Source organism: Streptomyces sp. NPDC052040 (genome assembly GCF_044548405.1).
Taxonomy (GTDB): Bacteria; Actinomycetota; Actinomycetes; order Streptomycetales; family Streptomycetaceae; genus Streptomyces.
The window spans coordinates 36,561-60,860 of record NZ_JBIUBV010000022.1 but is presented as its reverse complement, the minus strand read 5'-3'; the positions used below and the strand labels follow the sequence as shown (position 1 = coordinate 60,860).

The 24,300-nt window shown below is 73.6% G+C and carries 23 protein-coding genes; 17 read left to right on the top strand and 6 right to left on the bottom strand.

Annotated features, from left to right (window positions below; translation table 11 throughout):
* Positions 1-14 precede the first annotated feature (14 nt).
* On the bottom strand, positions 15-1,004 hold the full coding sequence (locus ACIHAA_RS29690; protein WP_399822545.1) for an alpha/beta hydrolase fold domain-containing protein: 990 nt from the start codon (positions 1,002-1,004) through the stop codon (positions 15-17).
* A gap of 365 nt (positions 1,005-1,369) precedes the next feature.
* On the opposite strand from ACIHAA_RS29690, the gene ACIHAA_RS29685 reads away from it, so the two are divergent.
* Positions 1,370-2,383 (top strand): helix-turn-helix domain-containing protein, encoded by a 1,014-nt coding sequence (locus ACIHAA_RS29685; RefSeq protein ID WP_399822543.1) that lies wholly within the window; start codon positions 1,370-1,372, stop codon positions 2,381-2,383.
* A 92-nt stretch (positions 2,384-2,475) separates the two neighbouring features.
* On the opposite strand, the gene ACIHAA_RS29680 is transcribed toward ACIHAA_RS29685, so the two are convergent.
* Positions 2,476-3,486 (bottom strand): AraC family transcriptional regulator, encoded by a 1,011-nt coding sequence (locus ACIHAA_RS29680; protein ID WP_399822541.1) that lies wholly within the window; start codon positions 3,484-3,486, stop codon positions 2,476-2,478.
* A 348-nt stretch (positions 3,487-3,834) separates the two neighbouring features.
* Between ACIHAA_RS29680 and ACIHAA_RS29675 the strand changes: the two genes are divergently transcribed.
* The 5 genes from ACIHAA_RS29675 to ACIHAA_RS29655 all read left to right on the top strand — a co-directional run bounded on the left by ACIHAA_RS29675 (position 3,835) and on the right by ACIHAA_RS29655 (position 9,846).
* A complete protein-coding gene (locus ACIHAA_RS29675) occupies positions 3,835-6,180 on the top strand; it encodes a glycoside hydrolase family 65 protein (RefSeq protein ID WP_399822539.1) in 2,346 nt (781 codons plus the stop codon).
* A 50-nt stretch (positions 6,181-6,230) separates the two neighbouring features.
* Positions 6,231-7,412, top strand: coding sequence for a PP2C family protein-serine/threonine phosphatase (locus ACIHAA_RS29670; RefSeq protein ID WP_399822537.1), 1,182 nt, complete (start codon positions 6,231-6,233; stop codon positions 7,410-7,412).
* A gap of 94 nt (positions 7,413-7,506) precedes the next feature.
* Entirely contained in the window at positions 7,507-7,854 is a 348-nt protein-coding gene (locus ACIHAA_RS29665; protein ID WP_399822535.1) for a tetratricopeptide repeat protein, read from the top strand.
* A gap of 77 nt (positions 7,855-7,931) precedes the next feature.
* A complete protein-coding gene (locus ACIHAA_RS29660) occupies positions 7,932-8,594 on the top strand; it encodes a peptide deformylase (RefSeq protein ID WP_399822533.1) in 663 nt (220 codons plus the stop codon).
* A 172-nt stretch (positions 8,595-8,766) separates the two neighbouring features.
* Positions 8,767-9,846: a MerR family transcriptional regulator gene (locus ACIHAA_RS29655; protein ID WP_399822532.1), complete on the top strand. Its 1,080-nt coding sequence runs from the start codon at positions 8,767-8,769 to the stop codon at positions 9,844-9,846.
* 50 nt (positions 9,847-9,896) lie between these two features.
* Here the strand turns inward: ACIHAA_RS29655 and ACIHAA_RS29650 are convergent, their stop codons facing one another.
* The gene (locus ACIHAA_RS29650; protein ID WP_399822530.1) at positions 9,897-11,324 is read right to left on the bottom strand and encodes a dihydrolipoyl dehydrogenase family protein; all 1,428 of its coding nucleotides are present in this window, start codon (positions 11,322-11,324) and stop codon (positions 9,897-9,899) included.
* 120 nt (positions 11,325-11,444) lie between these two features.
* On the opposite strand from ACIHAA_RS29650, the gene trxA reads away from it, so the two are divergent.
* A complete protein-coding gene (gene trxA, locus ACIHAA_RS29645) occupies positions 11,445-11,831 on the top strand; it encodes a thioredoxin (protein ID WP_399822528.1) in 387 nt (128 codons plus the stop codon).
* A gap of 51 nt (positions 11,832-11,882) precedes the next feature.
* Here trxA and ACIHAA_RS29640 read toward each other — a convergent pair whose 3' ends face one another.
* Positions 11,883-12,929 carry a LacI family DNA-binding transcriptional regulator gene (locus tag ACIHAA_RS29640; RefSeq protein ID WP_399822526.1) on the bottom strand — a complete coding sequence of 349 codons (1,047 nt, stop codon included), beginning with the start codon at positions 12,927-12,929 and terminating at the stop codon, positions 11,883-11,885.
* A gap of 151 nt (positions 12,930-13,080) precedes the next feature.
* Between ACIHAA_RS29640 and ACIHAA_RS29635 the strand changes: the two genes are divergently transcribed.
* From ACIHAA_RS29635 to ACIHAA_RS29625, 3 genes are all read left to right on the top strand, one after another.
* Complete coding sequence (locus ACIHAA_RS29635) at positions 13,081-14,505, top strand: amidase (protein WP_399822524.1); 1,425 nt, start codon at positions 13,081-13,083, stop codon at positions 14,503-14,505.
* 26 nt (positions 14,506-14,531) lie between these two features.
* Complete coding sequence (locus tag ACIHAA_RS29630) at positions 14,532-14,750, top strand: hypothetical protein (RefSeq protein WP_399822522.1); 219 nt, start codon at positions 14,532-14,534, stop codon at positions 14,748-14,750.
* A gap of 136 nt (positions 14,751-14,886) precedes the next feature.
* Positions 14,887-16,383: a flotillin family protein gene (locus tag ACIHAA_RS29625; protein WP_399822520.1), complete on the top strand. Its 1,497-nt coding sequence runs from the start codon at positions 14,887-14,889 to the stop codon at positions 16,381-16,383.
* Positions 16,384-16,534: 151 nt separating this feature from the next.
* On the opposite strand, the gene ACIHAA_RS29620 is transcribed toward ACIHAA_RS29625, so the two are convergent.
* On the bottom strand, positions 16,535-17,140 hold the full coding sequence (locus ACIHAA_RS29620; protein ID WP_399822519.1) for a GPP34 family phosphoprotein: 606 nt from the start codon (positions 17,138-17,140) through the stop codon (positions 16,535-16,537).
* Positions 17,141-17,413: 273 nt separating this feature from the next.
* On the opposite strand from ACIHAA_RS29620, the gene ACIHAA_RS29615 reads away from it, so the two are divergent.
* Both ACIHAA_RS29615 and ACIHAA_RS29610 read left to right on the top strand, forming a co-directional pair.
* Complete coding sequence (locus ACIHAA_RS29615) at positions 17,414-17,605, top strand: antitoxin (RefSeq protein ID WP_399822517.1); 192 nt, start codon at positions 17,414-17,416, stop codon at positions 17,603-17,605.
* Positions 17,606-17,849: 244 nt separating this feature from the next.
* Positions 17,850-18,305, top strand: a complete 456-nt coding sequence (locus ACIHAA_RS29610; protein WP_399822516.1) for a type II toxin-antitoxin system PemK/MazF family toxin — start codon at positions 17,850-17,852, stop codon at positions 18,303-18,305.
* 119 nt (positions 18,306-18,424) lie between these two features.
* On the opposite strand, the gene ACIHAA_RS29605 is transcribed toward ACIHAA_RS29610, so the two are convergent.
* On the bottom strand, positions 18,425-19,255 hold the full coding sequence (locus ACIHAA_RS29605) for a TIGR02452 family protein (RefSeq protein ID WP_399822514.1): 831 nt from the start codon (positions 19,253-19,255) through the stop codon (positions 18,425-18,427).
* A gap of 300 nt (positions 19,256-19,555) precedes the next feature.
* Between ACIHAA_RS29605 and egtA the strand changes: the two genes are divergently transcribed.
* The 5 genes from egtA (at position 19,556) to ACIHAA_RS29580 (ending at position 24,279) form a co-directional block, all read left to right on the top strand.
* Positions 19,556-20,872, top strand: coding sequence for an ergothioneine biosynthesis glutamate--cysteine ligase EgtA (egtA, locus tag ACIHAA_RS29600; RefSeq protein ID WP_399822513.1), 1,317 nt, complete (start codon positions 19,556-19,558; stop codon positions 20,870-20,872).
* Entirely contained in the window at positions 20,869-22,185 is a 1,317-nt protein-coding gene (gene egtB, locus ACIHAA_RS29595; RefSeq protein ID WP_399822511.1) for an ergothioneine biosynthesis protein EgtB, read from the top strand. Before egtA ends, egtB begins: the two co-directional genes overlap by 4 nt.
* Positions 22,185-22,976, top strand: a complete 792-nt coding sequence (egtC, locus tag ACIHAA_RS29590) for an ergothioneine biosynthesis protein EgtC (protein WP_399822509.1) — start codon at positions 22,185-22,187, stop codon at positions 22,974-22,976. The genes egtB and egtC overlap by 1 nt, the downstream gene beginning before the upstream one ends.
* On the top strand, positions 22,973-23,935 hold the full coding sequence (gene egtD / locus ACIHAA_RS29585) for an L-histidine N(alpha)-methyltransferase (RefSeq protein WP_399822508.1): 963 nt from the start codon (positions 22,973-22,975) through the stop codon (positions 23,933-23,935). The genes egtC and egtD overlap by 4 nt, the downstream gene beginning before the upstream one ends.
* A 128-nt stretch (positions 23,936-24,063) precedes the next feature.
* Complete coding sequence (locus tag ACIHAA_RS29580) at positions 24,064-24,279, top strand: dodecin (protein ID WP_399822506.1); 216 nt, start codon at positions 24,064-24,066, stop codon at positions 24,277-24,279.
* Positions 24,280-24,300 lie beyond the last annotated feature (21 nt).

The window sequence follows — 24,300 nt, the reverse complement described above, 5'->3', positions numbered from 1 at the left end:
GCGGCGACGGCCCCTCAGCGGGGTGCGGCGGCGGTGTGCAGTGCGGCGTGCAGGGTGTCCGTGGCCTGGATGCGGGCCGCCCGTGACGCATGGGTGCCGCGGAGCAGGTCGAACAGGACGAACCCGTGGATCGTGCCGTGGTAGCGGGCCGAGACCACCGGGACGTCCGCCTCCCTCAGCCGCGCCGCATACGCCTCGCCCTCGTCGCGCAGCACATCGGCCTCGGCGGTGAGCACAAGGGCGGGCGGCAGTCCGCGCAGCCGGTGGGCGGGCGCGCGCAGCGGCGAGACGGTGCCCAGCGTCCGGGTCCGCGGGTCCGGCGCGTACTGCTGCCAGTACCGGACCATGGCGGCCCGGCCGAGGAAGTAACCGTCGCCGAACTGGCGGTAGGAGGGGGTGTCCATCGCCGCGTCGGTCACCGGGCACAGCAGCACCTGCTGGCAGAGGGGCGGCCCGCCGCGCTCCAGCGCGACCAGGGCGAGGGCGGCGGCGTGCTGGGCGCCCGCGCTGGCGCCGACCACGGCCATCCGGGTGCCGTCCAGCCCGCACTGGGCACCGTGGCGGGCGATCCACCGGGCGACGGTGTAGGCGCGCTCGACCGCGCCGGGGTGGCGCGCGTCCTCCGGCCCCTCGTACTCGGGGACCACCACGGCGGCGTCCGCGCCGAGCACCAGGTCCGCCACCAGGTGCCGGTGTGCGTGCGCGTCGGTCAGCATCCAGCCCAGGCCGTGCAGATACAGCACCACCGGCAGGGGTTCCCGGCTGCCGGCCGGGCGGAGGATCCGGACCCGGATCCGGTTGCCGCCGTCTCCCGGCAGGGCGAGCCACTCCACCTCGATGTCGGGCTCGTCCCGGCCGTCGCCGTTCCACAGGGCCGCCATGCGCGCCCGGGAGGCGGCTGTCTCGCCGTCCTCCGCCGCGGGGCACGCGTACGCCTCGACGAAGGCCCGCACCTGCCGTTCGAGGACAGGCATCGCGCTGCGGGCCGGACGGTCTTGTTCCACGGTTCAACTCCTGCGCGGGGAGGGCGAATCACGGGCCGTGCGGGGAGCGTTCCGCAGCCGCTGCCGGTCGAGGGCGCGGACGCTCGGCGGCGGACCCGGCCAGAGACCCTGGGCCCGCATGCGCACCCCAGCCTAGGGGGCGCCCCACCGGTGACCGGGCGGGGCCACCGTACTCACCCGTGCCGCTGCGTGCACACTTCGGCCGCCGTCCGTCTTCTCCCCCGTACGCGGCGAGGTGCAGTCATGTGACCTAACGCCCTCCGGCGGGACCGCCGGAGACTGGCGGAGGGGGCGTGGGGCGCGGCGTCCGGCCGTACTCCCGCGCACCGTTCACCTGTTGTCCAGGGCGGCCGAAGGGATCACTCGTGAGCGCTCCGTCCCAAGCGGCGGGCCCGCCGGGTGCCGTCGAGTCCTGTGCCGCCGGTGCCGTGGTGGCGCGGTGGCTGGCGCCGGTCCCCGACCGCCCCCGGCCGGGCGGGCTCCCGTCGCGGTCGGTGACACTGCATCACTTCGGCTATGTGCGTCTGATCGCCTGCGCGGCGGGGCCGCTGCGGGTGACCCGCGGCGCGCGCGAGGCCGCCGGGGACACGGGGGCGGGCGGAGACGCGGTCGCCCTGCTGGTGCCCCGGGACGGCACCGTGCTGCTGGTCCAGGACGGCCGCGGGGCGCAGGTGGCGGGCGGGCAGCTGGCGCTGATCGATCTGCGCCGGGGCTTCTCGGTCGAACAGCGGGACTCCGCACGGGCGTTGTTCTTCCGCTTCCCCACGCACGCCCTGCAGCTTCCCGGAGACGTGCTGCGGACCCTCACCGCCCGCGCCCTTACGCCGACGACCGGGGTGGCCGCGCTCCTCGCGCCGCTGCTGCGGCGCCTGGACGAGTCGGCGGCCGGAATCCCCCCGGCGGTGGGCGAGCGGCTCGGGGGCATCGTCACGGAGTTGGTGGCGGCGCTGGCCGAGGACGTCCACGAGGTCTGCGCCGCGCCGGACGGACCGCCCCGGACGGGGCCCCAGCAGCTGATCCTCACGATCCGCCAGTACATCGACCGGCATCTCGGCGACCCCGGCCTCTCGGCGGAGGGCGTCGCCCGGGCTCATCTCATCTCGGTCCGCTATCTGCACCGCCTCTTCCAGGGCGAGGGGGTGTCCGTGGGCCGCCTGATCCTGCGCCGCCGGGTCGAGGAGTGCGCCCGGGAGCTGGCGCGCCGGGGCCGGGTCAGCCCTTCCATCTCCGTGGTGGCCTCCCGCTGGGGCTTCCGCAACGCGGCCCACTTCAGCCGCGCCTTCAAGGCGGTCCACGGACAGTCGCCACAGCAGTGGCGCCGCCTGGCGATCGCGACGGAGACGGCGGAGGCGCCGATGCCGGTAGCCACGGGCGGCTGACCCCGGGCCGCCGGTTTCTGGGGCCCGCCCCTCCTACCGGCCGCCCCTCCTACCGGCCGCCCCTTCGACCGGCCTGCGCCTCCCCTACGGGCTCAGCGTTTCGGCCCCCGGCCACCCCTACCCTCCTCTCCCGCCACCCGCGTCCGGTGATCCCGCCAGTCGCTGGGGGACATCCCGTACACCGCCCGGAAGCTGCGGCTGAAGTGCGTGGCGTTCGCGAAGCCCCAGCGACGGGCGACCGCGGACACCGTGGTGTCGTCCCGTCCGGGGCGAGCCAGTTCCCTGCGCGCCTCCTCCAGCCTGCGGTGCTGGATCCAGCGGCCGATCGTGCTGTGGTGGTCCTCGAAGAGCTTGTGCAGATAGCGGATGGAGATGTGCTGGGACGCGGCCACGGCCGCGGGCGTCAGGTCCCGGTCCCACAGCTGCGCGTCGACATGGGCGCGCACCCGGCGGACCAGCGCATGGCGCTCCGGGCCGCCGTCCCGAGCGCCGGTCTCCCGAGCGCCGGTGTCCCGGGCACCGGTCTCCCGGGCACCGGGATCCCGCGGTCCGGTGTCGAGGTTCTCGACGGCCAGCAGGGCGGCCCACTCCGCGACGCCCCCGGCCAGCCGGAGTGCCGTCCGGGGGGTGTACGCCTCGGGGGCGCCGACGAGTTCCCGCAGCAGCGGAAGCAGCAGCGGCGCCACCGCCCCGTCGCCGAACGGCGGCCGGTCGCACAGGGCCCGTACCCGGTCCTCCCCGAGCGCCAGGACACGGCGCGGCACACGCACCAGATGCAGGGTGAAGTCCTCCGGCTCATGGAGCGCGAAGGGTTCCCCGCCGTCGCAGACGAAGAGGTCGTCCGGGCCGCACTCCTCCGTCGTCCCGCGCCGCAGCAGCAGTGCCCGGCCGAGGCTGTGGAAGCCCAGCAGCAGCCCCGGCTCCACGGCCCCGCAGCCGGGCTCGTGGACACTCGTGCCCGCCGTCCCCCGGACCGTGCGGATCCGCAGGAAACCGAGGGTGCGCTCGTCGGCGGGCGGGCCGCCCCGGAGGGGGCCGTCGGCGGCGGGTGCGCCCGTGTCCCGGGTGCTGCGGGTATCGGCGGATGCGGGCGTCAGGCTCATACGGCCCCCTTCGAAGCGTGCTGCGGGTGCCGGGGCAGCCCGGCGCCGGGGTCTCACCGAGCGAGCCACCGGCATCCAGCCTGGGACCGCCCCGACCGGTAAAGGCACTGTTCAGAGCATGTGTGCGGGCAGGGGCAAGAACCGTGCACGGAGGGGCATCCAGGAACCGCGCACACCCTTCGCGGAGCCCGCGGGAAACGCCGTTCCCCCGGGGTCGACGGGGATGGAGGGCCGACCGAGCGGGAAGGTATGAACCATGACCAGACACGACATAGCGGACATGGCTCTGCACCGGCCTGCCGGTGACTTCGCAACGCCCGGCGGCGACGGGCGGGCCGGAGACACGTCGTGATCAGCCATCCGTCCTACGGGACGGAGCCCTGGTGCGTCCGGGAGAGCGGGCTCGACCTGGACGTCCTGGCGCAGAGCGAGTCGGTCTTCGCCCTGTCCAACGGACACATCGGCTGGCGCGGCAACCTGGAGGAGGGCGAGCCGCGCGGACTGCCGGGCTGCTATCTCAACGGCGTCCACGAGGTGCATCCGCTGCCCTACGCCGAGGCCGGGTACGGCTATCCCGAGTCCGGCCAGACGGTCATCAACGTCACCGACGGCAAGATCATCCGACTGCTGGTGGACGACGAGCAGGCCGACCTGCGCTACGGGCACCTCCGCTCCCACGAGCGGACGCTGGACCTGCGGGACGGGGTGCTGCACCGCACATGCGAGTGGGTCTCCCCGGTGGGCAAGGCGGTCCGGGTGCGCTCCACCCGGCTGGTCTCCTTCGCTCATCGGGCCATCGCCGCCATCGTCTACGAGGTGGAACCGCTGGACGACGAGGTGGGCATCGTCATCCAGTCGGAACTGGTCGCCAACGAGCCCCTGCCGCAGCCCAGCGACGACCCCCGGGTGGCCGCCGCCCTCCAGTCCCCGCTGCGGTCGGAGGAGCACTGGGCGGAGGGGACGCGGCTGCGGCTCGTCCACCGCACCGAGCGGAGCGGTCTGCGGATCGCGGCCGCCGCCGACCACATCGTGCAGGGGCCGCCCACCACCCGGACCACCAGCGAAAGCTCGCAGGACGTCGCCCGGCTCACGGTGATCACCCAGCTCAAGCCCGGCGAGAAGCTCCGCCTCGAGAAACTGGTCTCCTACGGCTGGTCCGGGCTGCGCTCGCTGACGGCCCTGCGGGACCAGGCGGAGGCCGCGCTCGCCGAGGCGGGCAGCACGGGCTGGCAGGGCCTGCTGGACGAGCAGCGGGCCGTCCTGGACGACTTCTGGCTCCATGCCGATGTGGAGGTCGACGGCGACGCGGAGATCCAGCAGGCCGTCCGCTTCGCGCTCTTCCATGTGCTCCAGGCGGCCGCCCGGGCCGAGCAGCGGGCCATCCCCGCCAAGGGCCTGACCGGCTCCGGCTACGACGGGCACGCCTTCTGGGACACCGAGATCTTCGTGCTGCCGCTGCTCACCTTCACCCATCCGCGCAGTGTCGCCGCGGCACTGCGCTGGCGGCAGAACACCCTGCCCGCGGCGCGCGACCGCGCCCGTCAACTCGGCCTGGACGGGGCGGCGTTCCCCTGGCGCACCATCGACGGCGCGGAGTGCTCGGGCTACTGGCCCGCCGGGACCGCGGCGTTCCATGTCAACGCCGACATCGCCCATGCCGCACTGCGCTATGTCGCGGCCACCGGCGACGAGACCTTCGAGCGCGACACCGGTGTGGAACTGCTCGTGGAGACGGCCCGGTTGTGGCTGTCCCTCGGTCACCGGGACTCCGGCGGCCGCTTCCACATCGACGGGGTCACCGGACCCGACGAGTACAGCGCGCTCGCGGACGACAACGCGTACACCAATCTGATGGCGCAGGACAATCTGCGGGCCGCCGCCGCGGCCGCCGAGCGCCATCCCCGGCAGGCCGAGGCGCTCGGGGTGACCGAGGAGGAGACCGCGGCCTGGGAGGCCGCCGCCGAGGCGATGAGCGTGCCGTACAACAGCGCGCTCGGCATTCACGAGCAGGCCGCGGACTTCACCCGCCATCAGGTCTGGGACTTCTCCCGGACCCGCCCCGAGGACTATCCCCTGATGCTGCACCACCCTTATCTGGAGCTGTACCGGAAGCAGGTGGTCAAGCAGGCGGACCTGGTGCTGGCGATGTATCTGCGCGGCGACGCCTTCGACGACGGCCAGAAAGCCCGGAACTTCGCCTACTACGAGGCGCTCACCGTCCGCGACTCCTCGCTGTCGGCGTGCGTCCAGGCCGTCATCGCCGCCGAGGTCGGCCATCTGAGCCTGGCCTACAACTATCTCCGCGAGGCGGCCCTGATGGATCTGGAGGACCTGGAGCGCAATTCCCGCGACGGGCTGCACATCGCCTCGCTGGCGGGTTCCTGGATCGCGCTGGTCGCGGGCTTCGGCGGGATGCGCCACCACAGGGAGACCCTGTCCTTCACGCCCCGGCTGCCCGCGGAACTGAGCAGGCTCGCCTTCTCGGTGCAGGTCCGCGGGTCGTGCATACGCGTGGAGATCACCGAGAGGGGGGTCACGTACTCCCTCATCGGCGGGGACAGCCTCCGGATCAGCCACTGCGGGGAGCCGGTGAGGGTGTCGCCGGGCAGGCCCCTGACCCGTCCCGTGCAGGCGCCGCCGCCCGTGCCGCCCCCGGCCCAGCCCCCCGGCCGGGGCCCCGGCCGCCCCCGCTGAAATCACCCATCGACTACGCGCGGGCCGCCACCTGGGTGTATCCAGGAGGTATGTCCCTCCAGCCGCACGGAGACGTCGGTTGGTCCTGGCGGTCGAACCGGGCACTCGTCGCCGTCCCGGTCGTCCTGATCGTCGCGATCACCCTCGCCGACATCCTTGCGCCCGAGAGCGTCCACCTCGGACCGCTGCTCGTGGTGGCACCTGCGCTCTCCGCCTCCTTCGGCAGCTCCAGGCTCACGGCCGCGATCGGGGCCCTCGCGGTGGCGGCGCTGGTGGCGATCTCCGTGATCCGCACCAGCATCTTCACCTCCAACCACGAGAGCCAGTTGCTCGCGCTCGTACTGATCTGCGCCCTCACCGTGCTGTTCTGCCGTCTGCGCGAGCGGCACACCGCGGAGCTGAGACAGGTGCGCTCGGTGGCCGAGGCCGCACAGCAGGTGGTGCTGCACCCCCTGCCCGAGCGGATCGGCTCCCTGCGTATCGCCAGCGCCTACCGCGCCGCCACCGACCAGGCCCGTATCGGCGGCGATCTCTACGCCGCCGTACGCACCACAACCGGGATGCGCCTGCTGCTCGGCGACGTCCGCGGCAAGGGGCTGCCCGCCATCGAGGAGGCGGCGCTGGTCCTGGGCGCGTTCCGCAGCGCGGCCCACCGCGAACCGGAGCTGTCCGCGCTGCGCACGGAGCTGGACGCCATCGTGGGGTGGAGCAGGTGCCAGCCGACCAAGGACTGCTCCGACGCCGAGGAGTCCTTCATCACCGCGGTCCTGGTCGACATCCCGGACGGCGAACCCGTCATCCACGTCCTGAACTGCGGGCATCCGCCGCCGATCCGGCTGCACCACGGCCAGGCCACCGTGCTGGCGCCCCGGCAGTACACGACCCCGCTCGGCATGGGGCTGCCGCAGGCACCCCAGGGCGGCGTGGACACCTTCGCCCTGGAGCCCGGCGACTCACTGGTGCTCTACACCGACGGAGTCACCGAGGCCCGCGACAAGAAGGGCTGCTTCTATCCCCTCACCGAGCGCCTCGCGGCGTGGCCCGAGACGGAGAGCCCGGAGCACCTGATCGACCGGCTGCGCGACGACATCATCGCGTACTGCGAGGGGACCTTCGACGACGACGCCGCCGCGGTCGTGGTGCGGCGCGACCCGGTCGCCGCGGACTCCCCGGCGGAGCCCGAGGCGGTCCGGCCGGCCCGGGGACCCTCCGTGGTGCACCGCTCGCTGTAGCCACAGCCCCTCCCGCACCGGGCCGGACCCGCACAGTCGTAGTGGAATATTCAACCAACCCCGCGGGTTGTGCGGGTCGTAAAGGAGGCTCGTTGTGGAGACGACGTACTACGACCACGGGACGCCCGCGGAGCGCTGGGAGAGGGCGCGGAAGTTCTTCGACGCCAGGGACTACACCGCGGCGGCACGCGTCCTGAAGGCCCTGGTCGAGGAGGTGCCGGAGCAGACGGGTCCGCGGCTGCTGCTGGCCCGCGCCTACTACCACTCGGCCCAACTGCGGCGCGCCGAGGACGAGTTGCGCACCGTCGTGGAGCGTGAGCCGGTGGAGCACTACGCCCGGCTGCTGCTCGGGCGCACGCTCCAGCGCCAGGGGCGCCACGACGACGCCGCGCCGCATCTGCGGCTCGCCGCGGCACTCGCAGGCGACTTCACGGAGGCATGACCCCGGGGCCCCTGCCCCCGGGGTTCCGGGGGCAGGCCCTCGCCACCGCCACACGCCGCACCTGTCATGCTGGCCCGATGACTTCCGATGCCGCCCGCAGCGACTCCCCCGACCGCCCCCTCGCCGATCTGGTCGAGCAACTCCTCGCCACCGACGGCCCGTTGCCGATCGTCACGGCCGGGGATCCCGTGCTGCGCCGTGACACCGAACCCTTCGACGGCCAGTTGGACCCGTCGCTCCTCGCGCGCTTCGTCACCGCCCTGCGGGAGACCATGCACGCGGCGCCCGGGGTGGGGCTGGCGGCACCCCAGGTCGGGGTGGCCCTGCGGATCGCGGTCGTCGAGGATCCCGCGCCGGTCCCCGAGGAGATCCGGACGGCACGCGGGCGGACGCCGCAGCCCTTCCGGGTCCTGGTCAATCCGTCCTACGAGGCCGTCGGACCCGAACGGGCCGCGTTCTTCGAGGGCTGCCTCAGCGTGCCCGGCTGGGGAGCCGTGGTGGCCCGGCACGCCCGGGTACGGCTGCGGGCGCTGGACGAGCACGGGGCGCCGGTGGACGAGGAGTTCACGGGCTGGCCCGCCCGGATCGTCCAGCACGAGACGGACCATCTGGACGGCACGCTCTATCTGGACCGGGCGGAACCGCGCTCGCTCTCCTCGGCCGAGGCGATGACCACCCGCTGGACCCAGCCCACCCCCCACCGAGCCGCCCGAGAATTGGGATTCGACCTCCCGTCCTGAAACGCCGTCGCGCGTCCCTGGTGCCGTCCCGGAGCCTCCGGGACGGCACCAGGCCATCGGTGAGGGAGACCATCGGACGAGACCGGGCGGAAACCTTGTTTGACCTTCACCTTGGGGGAGCCCACAGCATCGGTGGGGCCGGGCGACGCGCTCGGCATGAGGAGGGACGAGCATGGGTTTGCTGACCATCGGGGCGTTCGCGAAGGCGTCCCGTCTGTCGCCGAAGGCACTGCGTCTTTACGACGAGCTCGGCCTGCTGACGCCCGCCCGCGTCGACCCGGTGACCGGCTACCGCCTCTACGCACCGGAGCAGCTGGACCAGGCCCGACTGGTCGCCTGGCTCCGCCGCCTGGGAATGCCGCTCGCCCGCATCCAGCACGTCGGCTCGCTGGATGCGGTCGCCGCGGCGCAGGAGGTCCGCGCGTTCTGGGCCCAGGTCGAGACCGACACAGCCGCACGGCGGGACCTGGCCACCTTCCTCGTCGACCACCTGTCACGGAAGGACCCCGCCATGTCGCCGACCGCCCAGACCCTGGGAATCCGTTACGCCGCCCTGTCCGACACGGGCCTCGTCCGCGAGAGCAACCAGGACACCGCCTACGCCGGACCCCGGCTGCTCGCCGTCGCCGACGGCTGCGGCAGCCAGGGAGCCCCTGCCGGCGCGGCCGCCATCGATGCGCTCAAGCACCTGGAAACCGACGGCGTCCCGGCCGACGGTCTCCTCAACGTCCTTGAGGACGTCGTCGAACAGGCCAAGCAGGCCGTGCACGACATCTCCGGGAGCTGCTCTTCACCCGGACTCTCCGGCACGACACTCACCGCGATGCTCTGGACCGGATCACAGCTGGCCCTCGTCCATATCGGTGACTCCCGCGTGTACCTCCTGCGTGACGGAGAACTGCTCCAGATCACCCACGACCACACCATGGTCCAGTCGATGGTCGACGAAGGACGCCTCAGCCCGGAAGAAGCAGCCTCCCACCCCCAGCGGTCGCTGTTGGTCCGGGCCCTGGCCCAAGGAGCCGACACCACCCCCGATATGCGCCTCCACGACGCCCGACGGGAAGACCGGTATCTGCTCTGCTCCGACGGCCTGTCGACCGTCGTACCGACCCAGGACATCCACCGGGTTCTCTCCGGGACCGGCGAACCCGAGCGGGCCGTCCAGGAACTCATCGCCCTCGCCAACGCCTCCGGCGGCCCCGACAACGTCAGCTGCGTGGTCGCCGACGTCATCGAGGTTCAGCAGTAGGAGCGAGCGGCCCTGGTGCGGCTCTCGCTGTCCGGCGCCGTGGGGAGGGGTCAGCCCCGGTACGCCTCCAGCAGGCGCAGCCAGATCTCGCTGATCGTCGGGAACGAGGGAACCGCGTGCCACAGGCGGTCGATCGGGACCTCGCCCACCACGGCCACGGTCGCGGAGTGGATCATCTCGCCGACGCCCGGGCCGACGAAGGTGACGCCCAGCAGCGTCTCGCTGTCCAGGTCGACCACCATGCGGGCGCGGCCCCGGTAGCCGTGGGCGTACAGGCCCGCTCCGGCGACCGACGCCAGGTCGACGTCGACCGCGCGGACCCGGCGGCCCGCCTGCTCAGCCTCCGCGAGGGACAGCCCCACGGCCGCCGCCTCCGGGTCGGTGAACACCACCTGCGGCACGGCCCCGTGGTCGGCGGTGGCGGCATGGGTGCCCCAGGGGTCGGTCTCCAGGAGCGGAACGCCCGCCGCGCGGGCCGCGATCGCCGCGCCCGCGATCCGCGCCTGGTACTTGCCCTGGTGGGTGAGGAGCGCGCGGTGGTTGACATCGCCGACGGCGTACAGCCATTCGCTGCCGGTCACCCGCTGGCTGTCGTCGACCGACAGCCAGGAGCCGGGCTCCAGGCCGACGGTGTCCAGGCCGATGTCCTCGGTGCGGGGCGCCCGGCCGGTGGCGAAGAGGATCTCGTCCGCCTCGATGCGGTCGCCCGCGTCCGTGACGACCACGACGGTGCCGCCCTCGCGGCGGACCGACTCGGCCGACGTGCCGGTGCGCACGTCCACGCCCTGCTCGGCCAGCGACTCCGCGACCAGTTCCCCGGCGAACGGCTCCATCCGCGGCAGCAGGCCCTTGCCGCGCACCAGCAGGGTGACCCGCGATCCCAGGGCCGCCCACGCGGTGGCCATCTCGGCGGCCACCACACCGCCGCCCACCACGACCAGCCGCTCGGGCACGGCCTTGGCACTGGTGGCCTCCCTGCTGGTCCAGGGGTTCACCTCGGCGAGCCCCGGCAGGTCGGGCAGCAGGGCCCGGCTGCCCGTGCACACGGCCACCGCGTGGCGGGCGGTGAGCACCTTCTCACCGTCGTGGCCGCTCACGGTGACCCTGCGGGGGCCGGAGAGCCTGCCCTGCCCCCGGTAGAGGTCGGCACCGATGCCGTCCAGCCAGGAGACCTGGCCGTCGTCCTTCCAGTCCGACACCTCGTAGTCGCGGTGGGACAGGACCGCCGGTACCTCCAGATGGCCCTGTGCCAGATGGGCGACACCGGGGACGCGGCGCGCGTCGGCGCGGGCGATCACCGGGCGCAGCAGGGCCTTGCTGGGAATGCACGCCCAGTACGAGCATTCGCCGCCGACCAGCTCGCTCTCGACGACCGCGGTGGAGAGTCCGGCCGCCCGGGTGCGGTCGGCCACGTTCTCACCCACGGGCCCCGCACCGAGCACCACGACGTCGTAAGCGATGGATTCCGTTTCCGTCATGGGGCCAGTCTGGTTGTTTGTGTGGCCGCCGCGCCACACGGGTACGCGCGCGGAATACATGACCGGCACCCGCCGTTGTCGCCAGCGGCCCCGCACCGAGACCAGGAAGAGGGAAACACCATGAGCAGGACCGTGGAGCTCACCAAGGAGAATTTCGACCAGACGGTCAAGGACAACGAGTTCGTCCTGATCGATTTCTGGGCGTCCTGGTGCGGGCCGTGCCGTCAGTTCGCCCCGGTGTACGAGAAGGCCGCCGAGGCAAATCCGGACCTGGTGTTCGGCAAGGTGGACACCGAGGCGCAGCCCGAGCTGGCCTCGGCCTTCGACATCCAGTCCATCCCGACGCTGATGATCGTCCGGGACCAGGTCGCCGTGTTCGCACAGCCGGGCGCGCTGCCGCAGGCCGCCCTGGACGATGTCATCGGCCAGGCTCGCAAGCTGGACATGGACGAGGTCCGCAAGGCCGTCGCCGCGCAGCAGGGGCAGGGCGGGCCGGACGGGGAGTGAGCCCGGGCCCCGCCGCGCGCCGGGCGTGTCGCGCCCGCGCGGGGCGGGGGCTCAGCTCGATTCCCGGTGGACGATCCGCGCGCCGAGGACCTGGTGCACCTCGGGGACGCCGCCGGGGTCGCGCACCACCCGGTCGACCAGCTCGGCCAGCTCGCGCCCGGACGGCAGTTCGATGTGGACGGTGCTCAGCCTGGGCCGCAGCAGCCGGCCGAGCATCAGGTCGTCCGCGCCGACCACGGCCGTCTCCCCCGGGACGGCGATGCCCTCGTCCTGGAGCGCGCGCATCAGCAGCATGGCGTACTCGTCGTTGTACGCGAAGACGGCGTCCAGACCGAGTGAACGCCAGCGCGCCGCGAGACCGGCGGCGGCCTCCTCCTCGTAGGCGAGCGGCAGTTCGGTGACGGTGGCGCCGGTGCCGTGCAGGGCGCGGCGGACACCGGCCAGCCGGGGTTCCGAGTAGGGCGCGAGTCCGACCTCGCGCGGTACGACCACGCCGATCCGGCGGCGGCCCCGGGCCAGCAGATGCACCCCGGCGCTGTGCCCCACCCCGTCGTGGTCCAGGAGCAGCGCATGGGCGCCCTCGACGTGTTCGGGTCCGAGGGTGAGGACGGCGCGGGCGCCGGAGCGTCTGAGGAGCCGCACCCCCTGCGGGCCCGGGCCGCCGCCGGTCACGAGCACCGCCACCGGCCGCAACTCGGCCCAGGCCCGGGCGGCTTCGTCGCCCTGGAGGCCGACGCTCCCGTACTGCACCACGGTGTACTCCAACCGGCCCAGCGCCCACTGGAGTTCATTGATGAACGTGCTGTACAGCGGTCCCACCGGCACCGTCGGGGCGGGCATCAGCACCATCCGGCTGTGCCCGGCGCGCAGGCTGCGGGCGGCGGCGTGCGGGACGTAGCCGAGTTCCCGGGCGGCCTCCCGGACGCGGCGGCGGGTGGGTTCGCTGATCCGTACCGCGGTGGTGTTGTTGAGGACGTACGAGACGGTCGCGCGCGAGACACCGGCCAGACGTGCCACATCGGCACTCGTCGGCACGGTCGGCGGTGCGGGCGACGGGGGGACGGGCTGTTCCGGTATCTGCGCCATGACGCACCGCATCTAAGCAGAACGCCTGCGCGGGACGGCCTCCGGGTACCTCGCAAGGCCCGCAACGGGCTTTTCAGCGGCGGCAGTTGGAGTCTCCTTCCCTTCGCGCGGAGCACCGGTTACCGTTCGGTAGACCCTGTGTCCGCGTCCCGGAGGTGCCCCCATGGCTTCGGACCGCACCGCCGGGGTGGCCGAGTCCGCCCGGGCGCTCGCCGCCGGTGAGGTGACCTCCCGCGCGCTCGTCGAACGCGCGCTGGCCCGGATCGAGGCGGCCCAGCCCTCGCTGAACGCGTTCCGGATCGTGCGCGCGGAGGCCGCGCTCGCCGAGGCGGACACGGCCGACCGGGAACTCGCGGCCGGGGTGCGCCGACCGCTGCTCGGGGTGCCCCTGGCCGTCAAGGACGACACGGACGTGGCGGGCGAACCCACCGCGTTCGGCTGCCCCGGCGCCTTTCCCCCGGCCGCCGAGGACGGCGAGGCGGTACGGCGGCTGCGGGCGGCCGGAGCCGTGATCGTCGGCAAGACCAACACCTGCGAACTGGGGCAGTGGCCCTTCACCGAGGGGCCCGCCTTCGGCGCCACCCGCAACCCCTGGCATCCGGAGCACACCCCGGGCGGCTCCTCGGGCGGATCCGCGGCCGCCGTCGCCGCGGGTCTGGTGCCCGCCGCGCTGGGCTCGGACGGCGCGGGCTCCGTCCGCATCCCGGCCGGCTGGACCCATCTGGTGGGCATCAAGCCCCAGCGGGGCCGGATCTCGACCTGGCCGCGCCCGGAGTCCTTCCAGGGCATCACGGTGAACGGGACCCTCGCGCGCACGGTCGCGGACGCGGCGCTGCTGCTGGACGCCGCGAGCGGCAACCACGCGGGCGATCTGCACCGCCCGGCCCCGCTCGACGTGGCTGCGGCGGCGGGGCGGGACCCGGGCCGCCTGCGGATCGCGCTCTCGCTGAAGCCGCCGTTCACCGCGGTGCCCGCCCGGCTGGACCCCCGGGTACGGGCGCGGGTGCTGGCGCTGGCGGAGCGGCTGGCCACGCTCGGGCACACGGTGGAGGAGGCGGAGCCGCGCTACGGGCGGATCGGGCTCGCCTTCCTGCCGCGCGCGACCGCGGGGCTGGCCGAGTGGGCGAGCGAGGTCCCCTCCCCCGAACTGCTGGACCGGCGCACCCGTGACGCCGTCCGGCTCGGACGGCTGCTCGGCGGGGCGCCGCTGCGCGCGGCACGGCGCGCGGAGGCGGCGCTGCACCGGCGGGTGGGGGCGCTCTTCGCCTCGTACGACGTGGTCCTCGCTCCGACGACCGCGACTCCCCCGCCGCGGATCGGGACGCTCGCGCGCATGAGCGGCTGGGACACCGACCGGGCGATGATCGCCGCCTGCCCGTACGCCTGGCCGTGGAACGTGCTCGGCTGGCCCGGGGTCAACGTGCCCGCGGGCTTCGTGGGCGAAGGGCTGCCGGTGGGGGCCCAGTTGCTCGGTCCGGCGCACAGCGAACCGCTGCTGGTGTCGCTGGCCGCCCAGTTGGAGGCGGACCAGGGGTGGGCCGGGCGCTGGCCGCCGCATCCACGGGCCGCCGACGCGCGGGCCGCGTAAGGCCGTTGGGGCCGTACTCTGTCGCCATGGACGATGCGTCGATGGTGGGCTTGATGGGGCGGGTCACCGGGACTGTCGGGCCCGGGCTGGTCGGCGAGGTGATCGTCCGGGTGCGCGGCGGCGCCGAGCACTTCCTCGCCTACCCCGCGGACGGCAAGGGCCGGATGGAGCGGGGCACGGTGGTGATGGTGGTGGAGCACCTGCCGCCGCGGACGGTGTACGTCGATGCGGTGTACGACAGTTGAGCCGCTTCCGGCGCAGGTGAGTGACGTGCATCAAGATTGCAACAAGGATTCGTCAGTGTCTTCTCTGCGCCCTTGCGCAGGCGCAGACTCCCTTCGTTCGGTGCCGACCCGGCACCAGGCAAAGGGGGCGTAGCCGATGGTCATCGGCGTCGTCGCGGGGGCAGCTGTCCTCGCGCTGGTATTCATCGTTGGTGTCTTCAAGCTCATGTGGCGTGTCGCGGAGCCCAACGAAGCACTGATCATTTCCGGTTCGAAGCATCGGACCGAGGGTCTCGAGGAAGGCATGGGCTTCCGCATCGTCACGGGGCGCGGCACTCTGGTGCTGCCCGGTGTGCAGGCGGTGCGCAAGCTCTCGCTCGACCTCAACGAGACCGAACTGCATGTGGACTGCGTGACCCAGCAGGGCATTCCGCTGAAGGTGCGGGGCGTGGTCATCTTCAAGGTGGGCGACGACTTCGTGTCGATCGCCAACGCGGGCCGCCGCTTCCTGGACCAGCAGCGGCTGATGTCGGAGCGGGTGCACAACGTCTTCGCGGGTCATCTGCGGTCGATCGTGGGCGGGCTGACGGTCGAGGACATGATCCGCGACCGGGAGAAGCTCACCGGCCAGACCCGCGCCGCCTGCGGTACGGAGATGGAGAAGCTGGGCCTGATCGTGGACTCGCTCCAGATCCACGAGATCGAGGACCCCACGGGCTACATCCAGAACCTCGCCATGCCGCACGCGGCGGCGGTGCAGCGGGACGCGCGCATCGCGCAGGCCGAGGCGAACCGGCTCGCCACCGAGGCGGAGCAGCAGTCCTTCGCGCGGATGGCGGAGGCGACCCGGGACAGCGAGATCCTCCAGGCCGGGTACCAGGCCGAACGCGACAAGGCGGCGGCGAAGGCCCGTCAGGCGGGTCCGCTCGCCGAGGCCGGGGCCCGCCAGGAGGTCGTGGTGCAGGAGACCCGGGTCGCGGAGCTGGAGGCGAACCGGCGGGAGCAGCAGCTCCAGGCGGACGTCCGCAAGCCCGCGGACGCGAAGGCGTACGAGAAGCGCACGCTGGCCGAGGCCGAGCGCGACGCGCGGATCTCGGCGGCGCAGGCCAAGGCGAGGGAGACCGAGCTGGCCGCGGCGGCCGAGGCGACCCGGGTGAAGACGGCCGCGGGCGCCGAGGCGGAGGCCACCAAGACACGCGGTGCGGCCTCGGCCGAGGCCACCCGGGCCACCGGTGAGGCGGAGGCGGCCGCCGCCCAGGCGAAGGGTCTCGCCGAGGCGGAGGCGACCCGGGCCCAGGGCCTGGCGGAGGCGGAGGCCATCAAGGCACGTGCCACGGCCCTCGCCGAAAACCAGGAGGCCGTGGTCGCGCAGCAGCTCGCCGAGCAGTGGCCGGAGATCGTCCGGGCGGGTGCGTCCGCCTTCGGCAATGTCGACAACATGGTGCTGCTCAACGGCGCCGACGGCATGGCCGATGTGTTCGCCAAGGCCCTGACGATGGGCGGCACCGGCCTGGGGCTGGCGCGTCGGCTGCTGTCGTCCATGAACGGCGAGGGTGCGCCCGCGGAGGGCGCACCGGCCCATCAGGCGCCCGGACTCAACGGGTTCACCCCGCCGCGGCCGGAGAGGGTCGCGGTGGAGAAGGACGAGGACTGACGTCCCGGGGTGCCCGCCACGGCGGGCACCCTCCGGTTCTTCCGACTTCTCCGGCTCCCCGGGCGTGCGGCTGCCGTACGCCCGGGGCCGCCCGACGCGTTCGAGGGGGCGCGCCCGGCCAGGTGAGGACGGTCATGCGCCGCCGGACCCGTCAGGGGCCCCGCCAGACGTTGTCGAAGGCCGCCTTCTCGATGGCCCGCCGCTGCCGTACGGCGGTCAGTTCGGTCACCGCGTCGTCGACGGCGGCCAGTACGGTCCCGGTCACGCCCTCCGTGATGTCCGGGCCCTCTTCCCGGGGCGCCTCACGGATGCCGATGGTCGCGCCGAGCGTGGCGAGCACGGGCTCCCCGGCGGCCCAGCGCTCCGCGGCGTACCGGCGGGCGGGGGAATCGGCCGGGGTGGCCTCGCCGGTCCAGGCGGGCAGCCAGCGGCGGCGCTGCCGGGCGAGCAGCCCCTCCTCCTCGAAGACCGCCAGATACGCCGAGGACAGCCCCCGGCCCCGGCGCCACAGCCAGTCCTCGACCGACTCGTAGGGCGGCTGCCGTACGAGTTCGGCCCCGGCCTCCCGCAGCAGGCGGTCGTCCGTCACCGGCGGGTCGGCGGGCACGAGGTCCACCGCGTCCAGGGCGAGGGCCCGCAGCTCCACGAGGTCCAGCAGCTCGGCTCCCGCGAGGGCGAGCGACAGGTCACCCGGTTCCGCGCGGCGGCCGGGCTCGGCGTCCAGCGCGACGGTCAACAGGTCCCGTGCGGTGCCCATGCGTGCCTCCACGACACTGGCTGATCACTGATCACTGCTTGCTGTTTGCGGCCTGCTGCTTGCTCGGCGGGCTCCCGGACGGCCATCATGCCCGCTTTCCGCGCACCGGGGGCCCTGTTCATCCCACCTCGCACCCGCGGGCACCGCATCCCCAGGGCGCCGATCGGGCCCCGGGGGCGGTGTCAGAGAGCGGCGGCCGCCCCCGCAGCGGATGCACCCTCGGCCCACGGCGCCGATGCTGGAGGGAGGGGGAAGATCGGCAAGGAGGCCACGATGTCCATGATGGACAAGCTCAAGCAGATGCTGAAGGGGCACGGGGACCGTATGGGCCAGGGGCACGATACCGCCGGCCGGACCGTCGACGAGACGATGCGCGGCCGCCCCGGGCAGGGCGACAAGGGCCCCGACGCGATCAGGGACCAGTTCCAGCCTCCCCAGGACCGGGACAATCCGCCCCGGCCGTAGGGCAGGACGGCCCGCCGGGGCGGAGGAGCGTCCGCCCCGGCCCGGGCGCGGGGACAAGGGTGCCGACCAAGGGGCGCCGGGGCCGGAGCGCACGGGGCTCGCGCGCCGGACGGCCCGTTTCTTCGTGCGGCTCTTCGCTTCCTCCGCGGGGCGCCACGGTCCGGGCGCACGAACCGGAATGACGAGGCATCAGGTGGCTGCCCCGGTGAAGGACCGGTTCCGGCCACCTTCTACGGTGAGCCGCGTGACTGCCTTCACCGATGAGACCGATGCGAACATCCAGGGCCGCTACGGCTCCTCCGCGACCACCGAGGCCGACCCGCGCGCCGTGGGCCGGGTGCGGACCGAGTACTCCCCCGCGCACGACGGGGACCCCGACCCGGGGGAAATCGTCTGGACCTGGGTGCCGTTCGAGGAGAACGACGGGCGCGGCAAGGACCGTCCGGTCCTCGTGGTCGCCCGGGAGCCGCGCGGCACGCTGCTCGCCGTGCAGTTGTCCAGCAAGCGGCACGACGCCGACCGGGAGTGGGTGGCGATAGGCAGCGGCCCCTGGGACCGGTCGGGGCGTGACTCCTGGGTCGATGTGGACCGGGTGCTGCGGCTGCACGAGGCCGGGATGCGCAGGGAGGCGTGCGCCCTGGACCGGATGCGGTTCAACCTGGTGGTGCACCGGCTGCGGGAGCGGTACGGCTGGAACTGAGCGATACGGCGGAGCCGCGGGTCGGCCGGTGAGCAGTACGCCTGACCCGCCGGTCCACGGGTCGGCCGGTGAGCGGCTGGACCCGACGGCCCCCGGCTCAAGACCCGCCGGTCCGCAGGTCAGGCGTCCTCCGCCCCCGTGAAGACGCGCTCGAAGGCGGTGCGGGTGGCCGCCCCCGGGGTGCGGTCCAGTACGGCGAAGACCACCTCGTCGAAGGCGCCCGCGAACCGCCCTGCGACCAGCAGGCCGTGGAACACCCCGGCCACCTGCCGCGGCTCGTTCCGGAAGACTCCACAGCCCCAGGCGCCCAGGACCAGGCGCCGGTAGCCGCAGACGGCGGCCGTCTCCAGCACCCGCCCGGCCCGGGCCGCCAGGGCGCCGGGCAGCTCGGCCGCCCGCTCCGGCTCCCTGCTCAGCACCACGCCCGCGTTCGGCGCGGCGGCGGTCAGGAAGCCCACCGCGAACGGTTCCTCCAGCAGTCCGCCGCGCTCGTCCCGGAAGACGGGCACGGCCGGTGAGTGGATGACGCGGTCCGTGTACAAGGGATCCCGGTGCGCCCGGTGGTGGTCGTAGAACTCCCGGACCCGCCGCACGCACGTGTACAGCGCGGAGGCGCGGCACAGCGCCTCCTCCTGGGCCTGGGCCCCGTTCAGAAAGCCGCCGCCCGGGTTGCGCGCCGAGGCGAAGTTGAGCACGGCCACCGGATCACCCGATCGGCCCACCAGGCGCCGGGCGGCTTCGAGGCTGCTCTCCCCGGTCACCTCCACGGCCATGGCCGCCGGGCGTATCGGCGGTGTCTCCGGCGGTCCCGGACCGTACATCCGTGTCCCGGCGCGGGCGGCCTCCACGGCCGCCGCGAGGGCCACGGCGCGGCCCTGCGGGCTGCGGTATCCCCCCGCCTCGACGATCTCCTGCGTGTGCTGCGCGATCCCGCGCAGCCGGGCGCTCACGGCGCCACCCCCGTGGGTGCCGTGAGCACCCGGCGCGCGGCGCTCGGCGGCGCGCTGCCGATCTCCCCCGTGGTGCTCATGAACGCATGGTGAGCGATGCTGGACCTACGCCGCAACAGAGTTTCCCGCTCCCAGGAATCACCCTCCCCGGCCCGGGAAACAGGGAGAAAGCAGTCCGCGAAGCTCCGCTGCGCACTCTTGTGCGACCGCACGGGAGGGTCTTGGGTGGGACGAGCGACGCCGGCCCGGCCCATCCGAAGCCCAGCCGGCGGCATGGTGGAATCTCAGGAGGATCCCGACATGTCCGATGCGGTGAGTGGCTCTACGGAGCCCCGCTCCGCGGCAGCCGAAGCCGAGGTGGAAGCGCTGGTCCGCGGTATCTGTTTCAAGACCGGACCGCCTCGCACCCTCGGTGTCGAAGTCGAGTGGTTCGTCCATGAACTGGGCAGACCCTGGCTCCCGGCACCCCATGAACGCCTTCGCGCGGTCTACACCGCGCTGCGGACCCTGCCCCTGCGTTCGGCCCTCACCGTCGAACCGGGCGGGCAACTGGAGCTGAGTTCCGCCCCCGCCGCCTCCCTGATGGAGTGCATCGGGTCGGTCTCCGCCGACCTGGACGCGGTCCGCGCCCTGCTGGCCGAGGCGGGTCTGGGCCTGAGCGGCTACGGCCACGAACCCTGGAACCCCCCGCGCCGCTTCCTGCGGGAGCCGCGCTACGACGCGATGGAGCGCTACCTCGACCGCACCGGTCCCGAGGGGCGGTCGATGATGTGCTCCTCGGCCTCCGTCCAGGTCTGCCTGGACGCGGGCCACGAGGAGCCCGGCCCGCTCGGGCACGTCCGGCGCTGGTGGCTGGCGCACCAGCTGGGCGCGGTGCTGGTGGCCGCGTTCGCGCACTCCCCGCTCTCCCGGGGCCGCCCCACGGGCTGGCGCTCCACCCGGCAGTCCCTGTGGGCCGCCATGGACCCGGGGCGCACCGACGCGCCGCCCCTCCTGGGCGATCCGCGCGCCCGCTGGGCCCGCCATGTGCTGGAGGCGCCCGTGATGTGCGTACGGGGCGGCCCCGGCCCCTGGCAGGTGCCGGACGGCCTCAGTTTCCGGGCCTGGACCCGGTCCGCGGATCCGCCGGACCGCGACGACCTGGACTACCACCTCACGACCCTGTTCCCCCCGGTGCGGCCCCGCGGGCACATCGAACTCCGCATGATCGACGCACAGCCCGGCGACGACGGCTGGATCGTGCCGCTCGCCGTGACGGCGGCGCTGTTCGACGATCCGGAGGCCGCCGAGACCGCGTACCGGACCGTCAAGCCGCTGGCCGAACGGGCCGGGCCGCTGCCGCCGCCGCGCAACGGGCTCTGGGTGACCGCCGCCCGGGAGGGCCTCGCCGACCCCGAGCTGCAAGAGGCCGCCGTGGCCTGTTTCGCGGCCGCCGCCGACGCGCTGCCCCGGCTCGGCGCCACCGACGACGTACAGGAGGCCGTCGCGGAGTTCACCGACCGCTATGTGGCCCGGGGCCGCTGCCCCGCCGACGATCTGCTGCTCCGGTTCCACGGGAAGGACATCCCCGCCGCCGGGGACGGGACCCGGTTCCACGGGAAGGACACGCACTCATGACCGACGCCCGGTCGCCGATCGACCCCGGCACCCTGCGGGAACGTGCCCTGGACGCGCTGGTCGCGGCGCGGGACCGCACCGCGCTGCTGACCGGCTGCGTGGACGACCCCGATCTCACCGCCCAGCACTCCCCCCTGATGTCGCCGCTGGTCTGGGACCTGGCGCACATCGGGAACCAGGAGGAGCTGTGGCTGCTGCGCGCGGTCGCGGGGCGGGAGGCCATGCGGCCCGAGATAGACGGGCTGTACGACGCCTTCGAGCATCCGCGCGCCGCCCGGCCCACGCTGCCCCTGCTGCCGCCCGAGGAGGCCCGCCGCTATGCCGCCGAGGTGCGGGGGCGGGCCCTGGACGTGCTGGAGAGCACGCCGTTCGAGGGCCATCGGCTGACGGAGGCGGGCTTCGCGTTCGGCATGATCGCCCAGCACGAACAGCAGCACGACGAAACCATGCTGATCACCCATCAGCTGCGCCGGGGCCCGCAGGCGCTCACCGCCCCGGACCCGGATCCGGCACCGCCGTACACCGGTCCGTCCGAAGTCCTCGTACCGGCGGGCCCGTTCACCATGGGCACCTCCGCGGAGCCCTGGGCGCTGGACAACGAACGGCCCGCGCACCGGCGTGAGGTGGCGGCGTTCTTCATCGACACCCTGCCGGTCACGAACGCCGCCTACCAGGAGTTCATCGACGACGGCGGCTACGGCGACGAGCGCTGGTGGGCGCCCGAGGGGTGGGAGCACGTCCGCTCCCAGGGTCTTCGGGCGCCCCTGTTCTGGCACCGTGAGGGCGGCCAGTGGCTGCGGCGGCACTTCGGCGTGACCGAGGTGGTGCCGCCGGACGAGCCGGTGCTGCATGTGTGCTGGTACGAGGCGGACGCCTATGCGCGCTGGGCGGGCCGCCGGCTGCCCACCGAGTCCGAGTGGGAGAAGGCGGCCCGCCACGACCCGGCCACGGACCGCTCCCGGCGCTATCCGTGGGGCGACGCCGACCCGACGCCCGAGCACGCCAACCTCGGTCAGCGCCATCTGCGTCCGGCACCGGTGGGCAGCTTCCCGGCGGGTGCCTCGCCGCTCGGCGTACGGCAGTTGATCGGCGACGTGTGGGAGTGGACGTCGAGCGACCTCGCGCCCTATCCGGGGTTCACGGCCTTCCCGTACAAGGAGTACTCGGAGGTCTTCTTCGGGCCCGAGTACAAGGTGCTGCGGGGCGGTTCCTTCGCCGTGGACCCGGTGGCCTGCCGGGGCACCTTCCGCAACTGGGACTACCCGGTCCGGCGGCAGATCTTCTCCGGTTTCCGCACGGCAAGGGACGCGTGATGTGCCGTCATCTTGCCTTCCTGGGACCCCCGGAGCCGCTCGAACGGATCCTCATGGCACCGGCGCACAGCCTGTACCGGCAGGCCTGGGAGCCGCGCCGCCAGCGGTACGGCAGTGTCAACGCCGATGGCTTCGGGGTCGGCTGGTACGCCCCGGGCGACCCCGTGCCCGCCCGCTACCGCAGGTCCGGACCCATGTGGTCCGACACCTCCCTCACCGATCTGGCGCGGGTGGTGCGCTCGGGCGCCGTGCTGGCCGCGGTGCGCGACGCGACCCGCGCCGACCCCGACCTGGAGGCCGCGGCGGCCCCGTACACCGGTGACCGGTGGCTGTTCAGCCACAACGGGGCCGTGCCGGGCTGGCCGGATTCCATGGCCCGGCTCGCCGGATCGCTGCCGCCGGTGGAGCTGCTCTCCCTGGAGGCGCGCTGCGACTCGGCGCTCGTCTGGGCGCTGCTGCTGAACCGGCTGCGCGCCGGGCTGGAGGACGCCAAGGCGGTCACCGAGACCGTGCTGGAGGTCGCCTCGGCGGCACCCGGCGCCCGGCTGAACCTCCTGGTCACCGACGGCACGACCATCACCGCGACGGCCTGGGGCGACACGCTCTGGTGTCTCACCGGGCCGGGCGACCGCGTCGTGGTGGCCTCCGAGCCCTACGACGACGATCCGCGGTGGCAGGAGGTGCCCGACCGCACCCTGCTGTCGGCCACCCGCACCGGAGTTGCCCTGACCCCGCTCAAGGACCCACGCGACGACCTGGCACCCGCACCATCGGAGGAGTCCCGCACGTGAGCCCCTTCCTTGTCACCCGCACCCTGCCCGAGGACGCCACCGGTGCCGCACTGCGCGCCGATGTGCTCCGCGGCCTCACCGGCACCCCCAAGACTCTGCCGCCGAAGTGGTTCTACGACGCGCGCGGCAGCGACCTGTTCGAGAAGATCACCGAACTGCCGGAGTACTACCCCACCCGCGCCGAGCGGGAGATCCTGGTCGACCGCGCCGGGGAGATCGCGGCCGCGACCGGTGCCCGGACCCTGGTGGAACTGGGCTCCGGTTCCTCCGAGAAGACCCGCCATCTGCTGGACGCGCTGACCGCTCTGCACACCTATGTTCCGGTGGACGTCAGCGAAAGCGCGCTGGTCCAGGCGGGAGAAGCCCTGGTCGCGGAGCGGCCGCACCTCGATGTGCACGCGCTCATCGCCGACTTCACCGCGGGACTGACGCTCCCGGACACGCCGGGTCCTCGGCTGGCGGCCTTCCTCGGCGGCACGATCGGCAATCTGCTGCCCGCCGAGCGGGCGGACTTCCTCGCCTCCGTACGGGCCCTGCTGTCGCCCGGGGACGCCCTGCTGCTCGGCACCGACCTGGTCAAGGACGCGTCGGTGCTGGTCGCGGCGTACGACGACGCGGCCGGGGTCACCGCCGAGTTCAACAAGAACGTGCTGTCCGTGGTCAACCGGGAGCTGGGTGCCGACTTCGCCCCGGACGCGTTCGACCATGTGGCGCGGTGGGACTCCGGCCTTGAGTGGATCGAGATGCGGCTGCGGTCGCGGACCGCCCAGACCGTGAAGATCCCCGCGCTGGACCTGGCAGTGGACTTCGCGGCCGGGGAGGAACTGCGCACCGAGGTGTCGGCGAAGTTCCGCGAGGACGGCGTACGGGCCGAACTCGGCGCGGCCGGGCTGGAGCTGACGCACTGGTGGACGGACGCGGAGGGCAGGTTCGCCCTCTCGCTCAGCACGGTGCGCTGACGGCTCCTGCACGACGGTCGGCGGGCGCCCCTCGCGACGGCGGGGGCGCCCGCCACGGTGCGGACCGCCGTCCGGTGCGGCACGGTGGAGGAAGTGTGACACCCGCCGCGCGAAGAGGAGCACCCGCCATGACCGACCACACCTACCGGGTCACCGAGATCGTCGGCAGCTCGCCCGAGGGCTTCGACCAGGCCGTACGCAATGGCATCGCCCGCGCCTCGCAGACCCTGCGCAATCTGGACTGGTTCGAGGTCACCCAGGCCAGAGGACGGATCGTGGACGGCCGGATCGAGCACTACCAGGTCGGCCTGAAGGTGGGATTCCGGCTGGAGGACGGCGAGTAGCCCGGCTCCGGTCAGGTCAGG

Bases quoted from the DNA above. Each gene is read 5' to 3' on its own strand.
- trxA (WP_399822528.1), top strand. From the start codon at position 11,445: ATGAGCAGGACCGTGGAGCTCACCAAGGAGAATTTCGACCAGACGGTC.
- ACIHAA_RS29630 (WP_399822522.1), top strand. From the start codon at position 14,532: ATGGACGATGCGTCGATGGTGGGCTTGATGGGGCGGGTCACCGGGACT.
- ACIHAA_RS29635 (WP_399822524.1), top strand. From the start codon at position 13,081: ATGGCTTCGGACCGCACCGCCGGGGTGGCCGAGTCCGCCCGGGCGCTC.
- egtA (WP_399822513.1), top strand. From the start codon at position 19,556: ATGTCCGATGCGGTGAGTGGCTCTACGGAGCCCCGCTCCGCGGCAGCC.
- ACIHAA_RS29620 (WP_399822519.1), bottom strand. From the start codon at position 17,140: ATGGGCACCGCACGGGACCTGTTGACCGTCGCGCTGGACGCCGAGCCC.
- ACIHAA_RS29660 (WP_399822533.1), top strand. From the start codon at position 7,932: ATGACTTCCGATGCCGCCCGCAGCGACTCCCCCGACCGCCCCCTCGCC.
- ACIHAA_RS29670 (WP_399822537.1), top strand. From the start codon at position 6,231: ATGTCCCTCCAGCCGCACGGAGACGTCGGTTGGTCCTGGCGGTCGAAC.
- ACIHAA_RS29580 (WP_399822506.1), top strand. From the start codon at position 24,064: ATGACCGACCACACCTACCGGGTCACCGAGATCGTCGGCAGCTCGCCC.
- ACIHAA_RS29615 (WP_399822517.1), top strand. From the start codon at position 17,414: ATGTCCATGATGGACAAGCTCAAGCAGATGCTGAAGGGGCACGGGGAC.
- ACIHAA_RS29650 (WP_399822530.1), bottom strand. From the start codon at position 11,324: ATGACGGAAACGGAATCCATCGCTTACGACGTCGTGGTGCTCGGTGCG.
- ACIHAA_RS29640 (WP_399822526.1), bottom strand. From the start codon at position 12,929: ATGCGGTGCGTCATGGCGCAGATACCGGAACAGCCCGTCCCCCCGTCG.
- egtB (WP_399822511.1), top strand. From the start codon at position 20,869: ATGACCGACGCCCGGTCGCCGATCGACCCCGGCACCCTGCGGGAACGT.
- ACIHAA_RS29655 (WP_399822532.1), top strand. From the start codon at position 8,767: ATGGGTTTGCTGACCATCGGGGCGTTCGCGAAGGCGTCCCGTCTGTCG.
- ACIHAA_RS29680 (WP_399822541.1), bottom strand. From the start codon at position 3,486: ATGAGCCTGACGCCCGCATCCGCCGATACCCGCAGCACCCGGGACACG.
- ACIHAA_RS29625 (WP_399822520.1), top strand. From the start codon at position 14,887: ATGGTCATCGGCGTCGTCGCGGGGGCAGCTGTCCTCGCGCTGGTATTC.
- egtC (WP_399822509.1), top strand. From the start codon at position 22,185: ATGTGCCGTCATCTTGCCTTCCTGGGACCCCCGGAGCCGCTCGAACGG.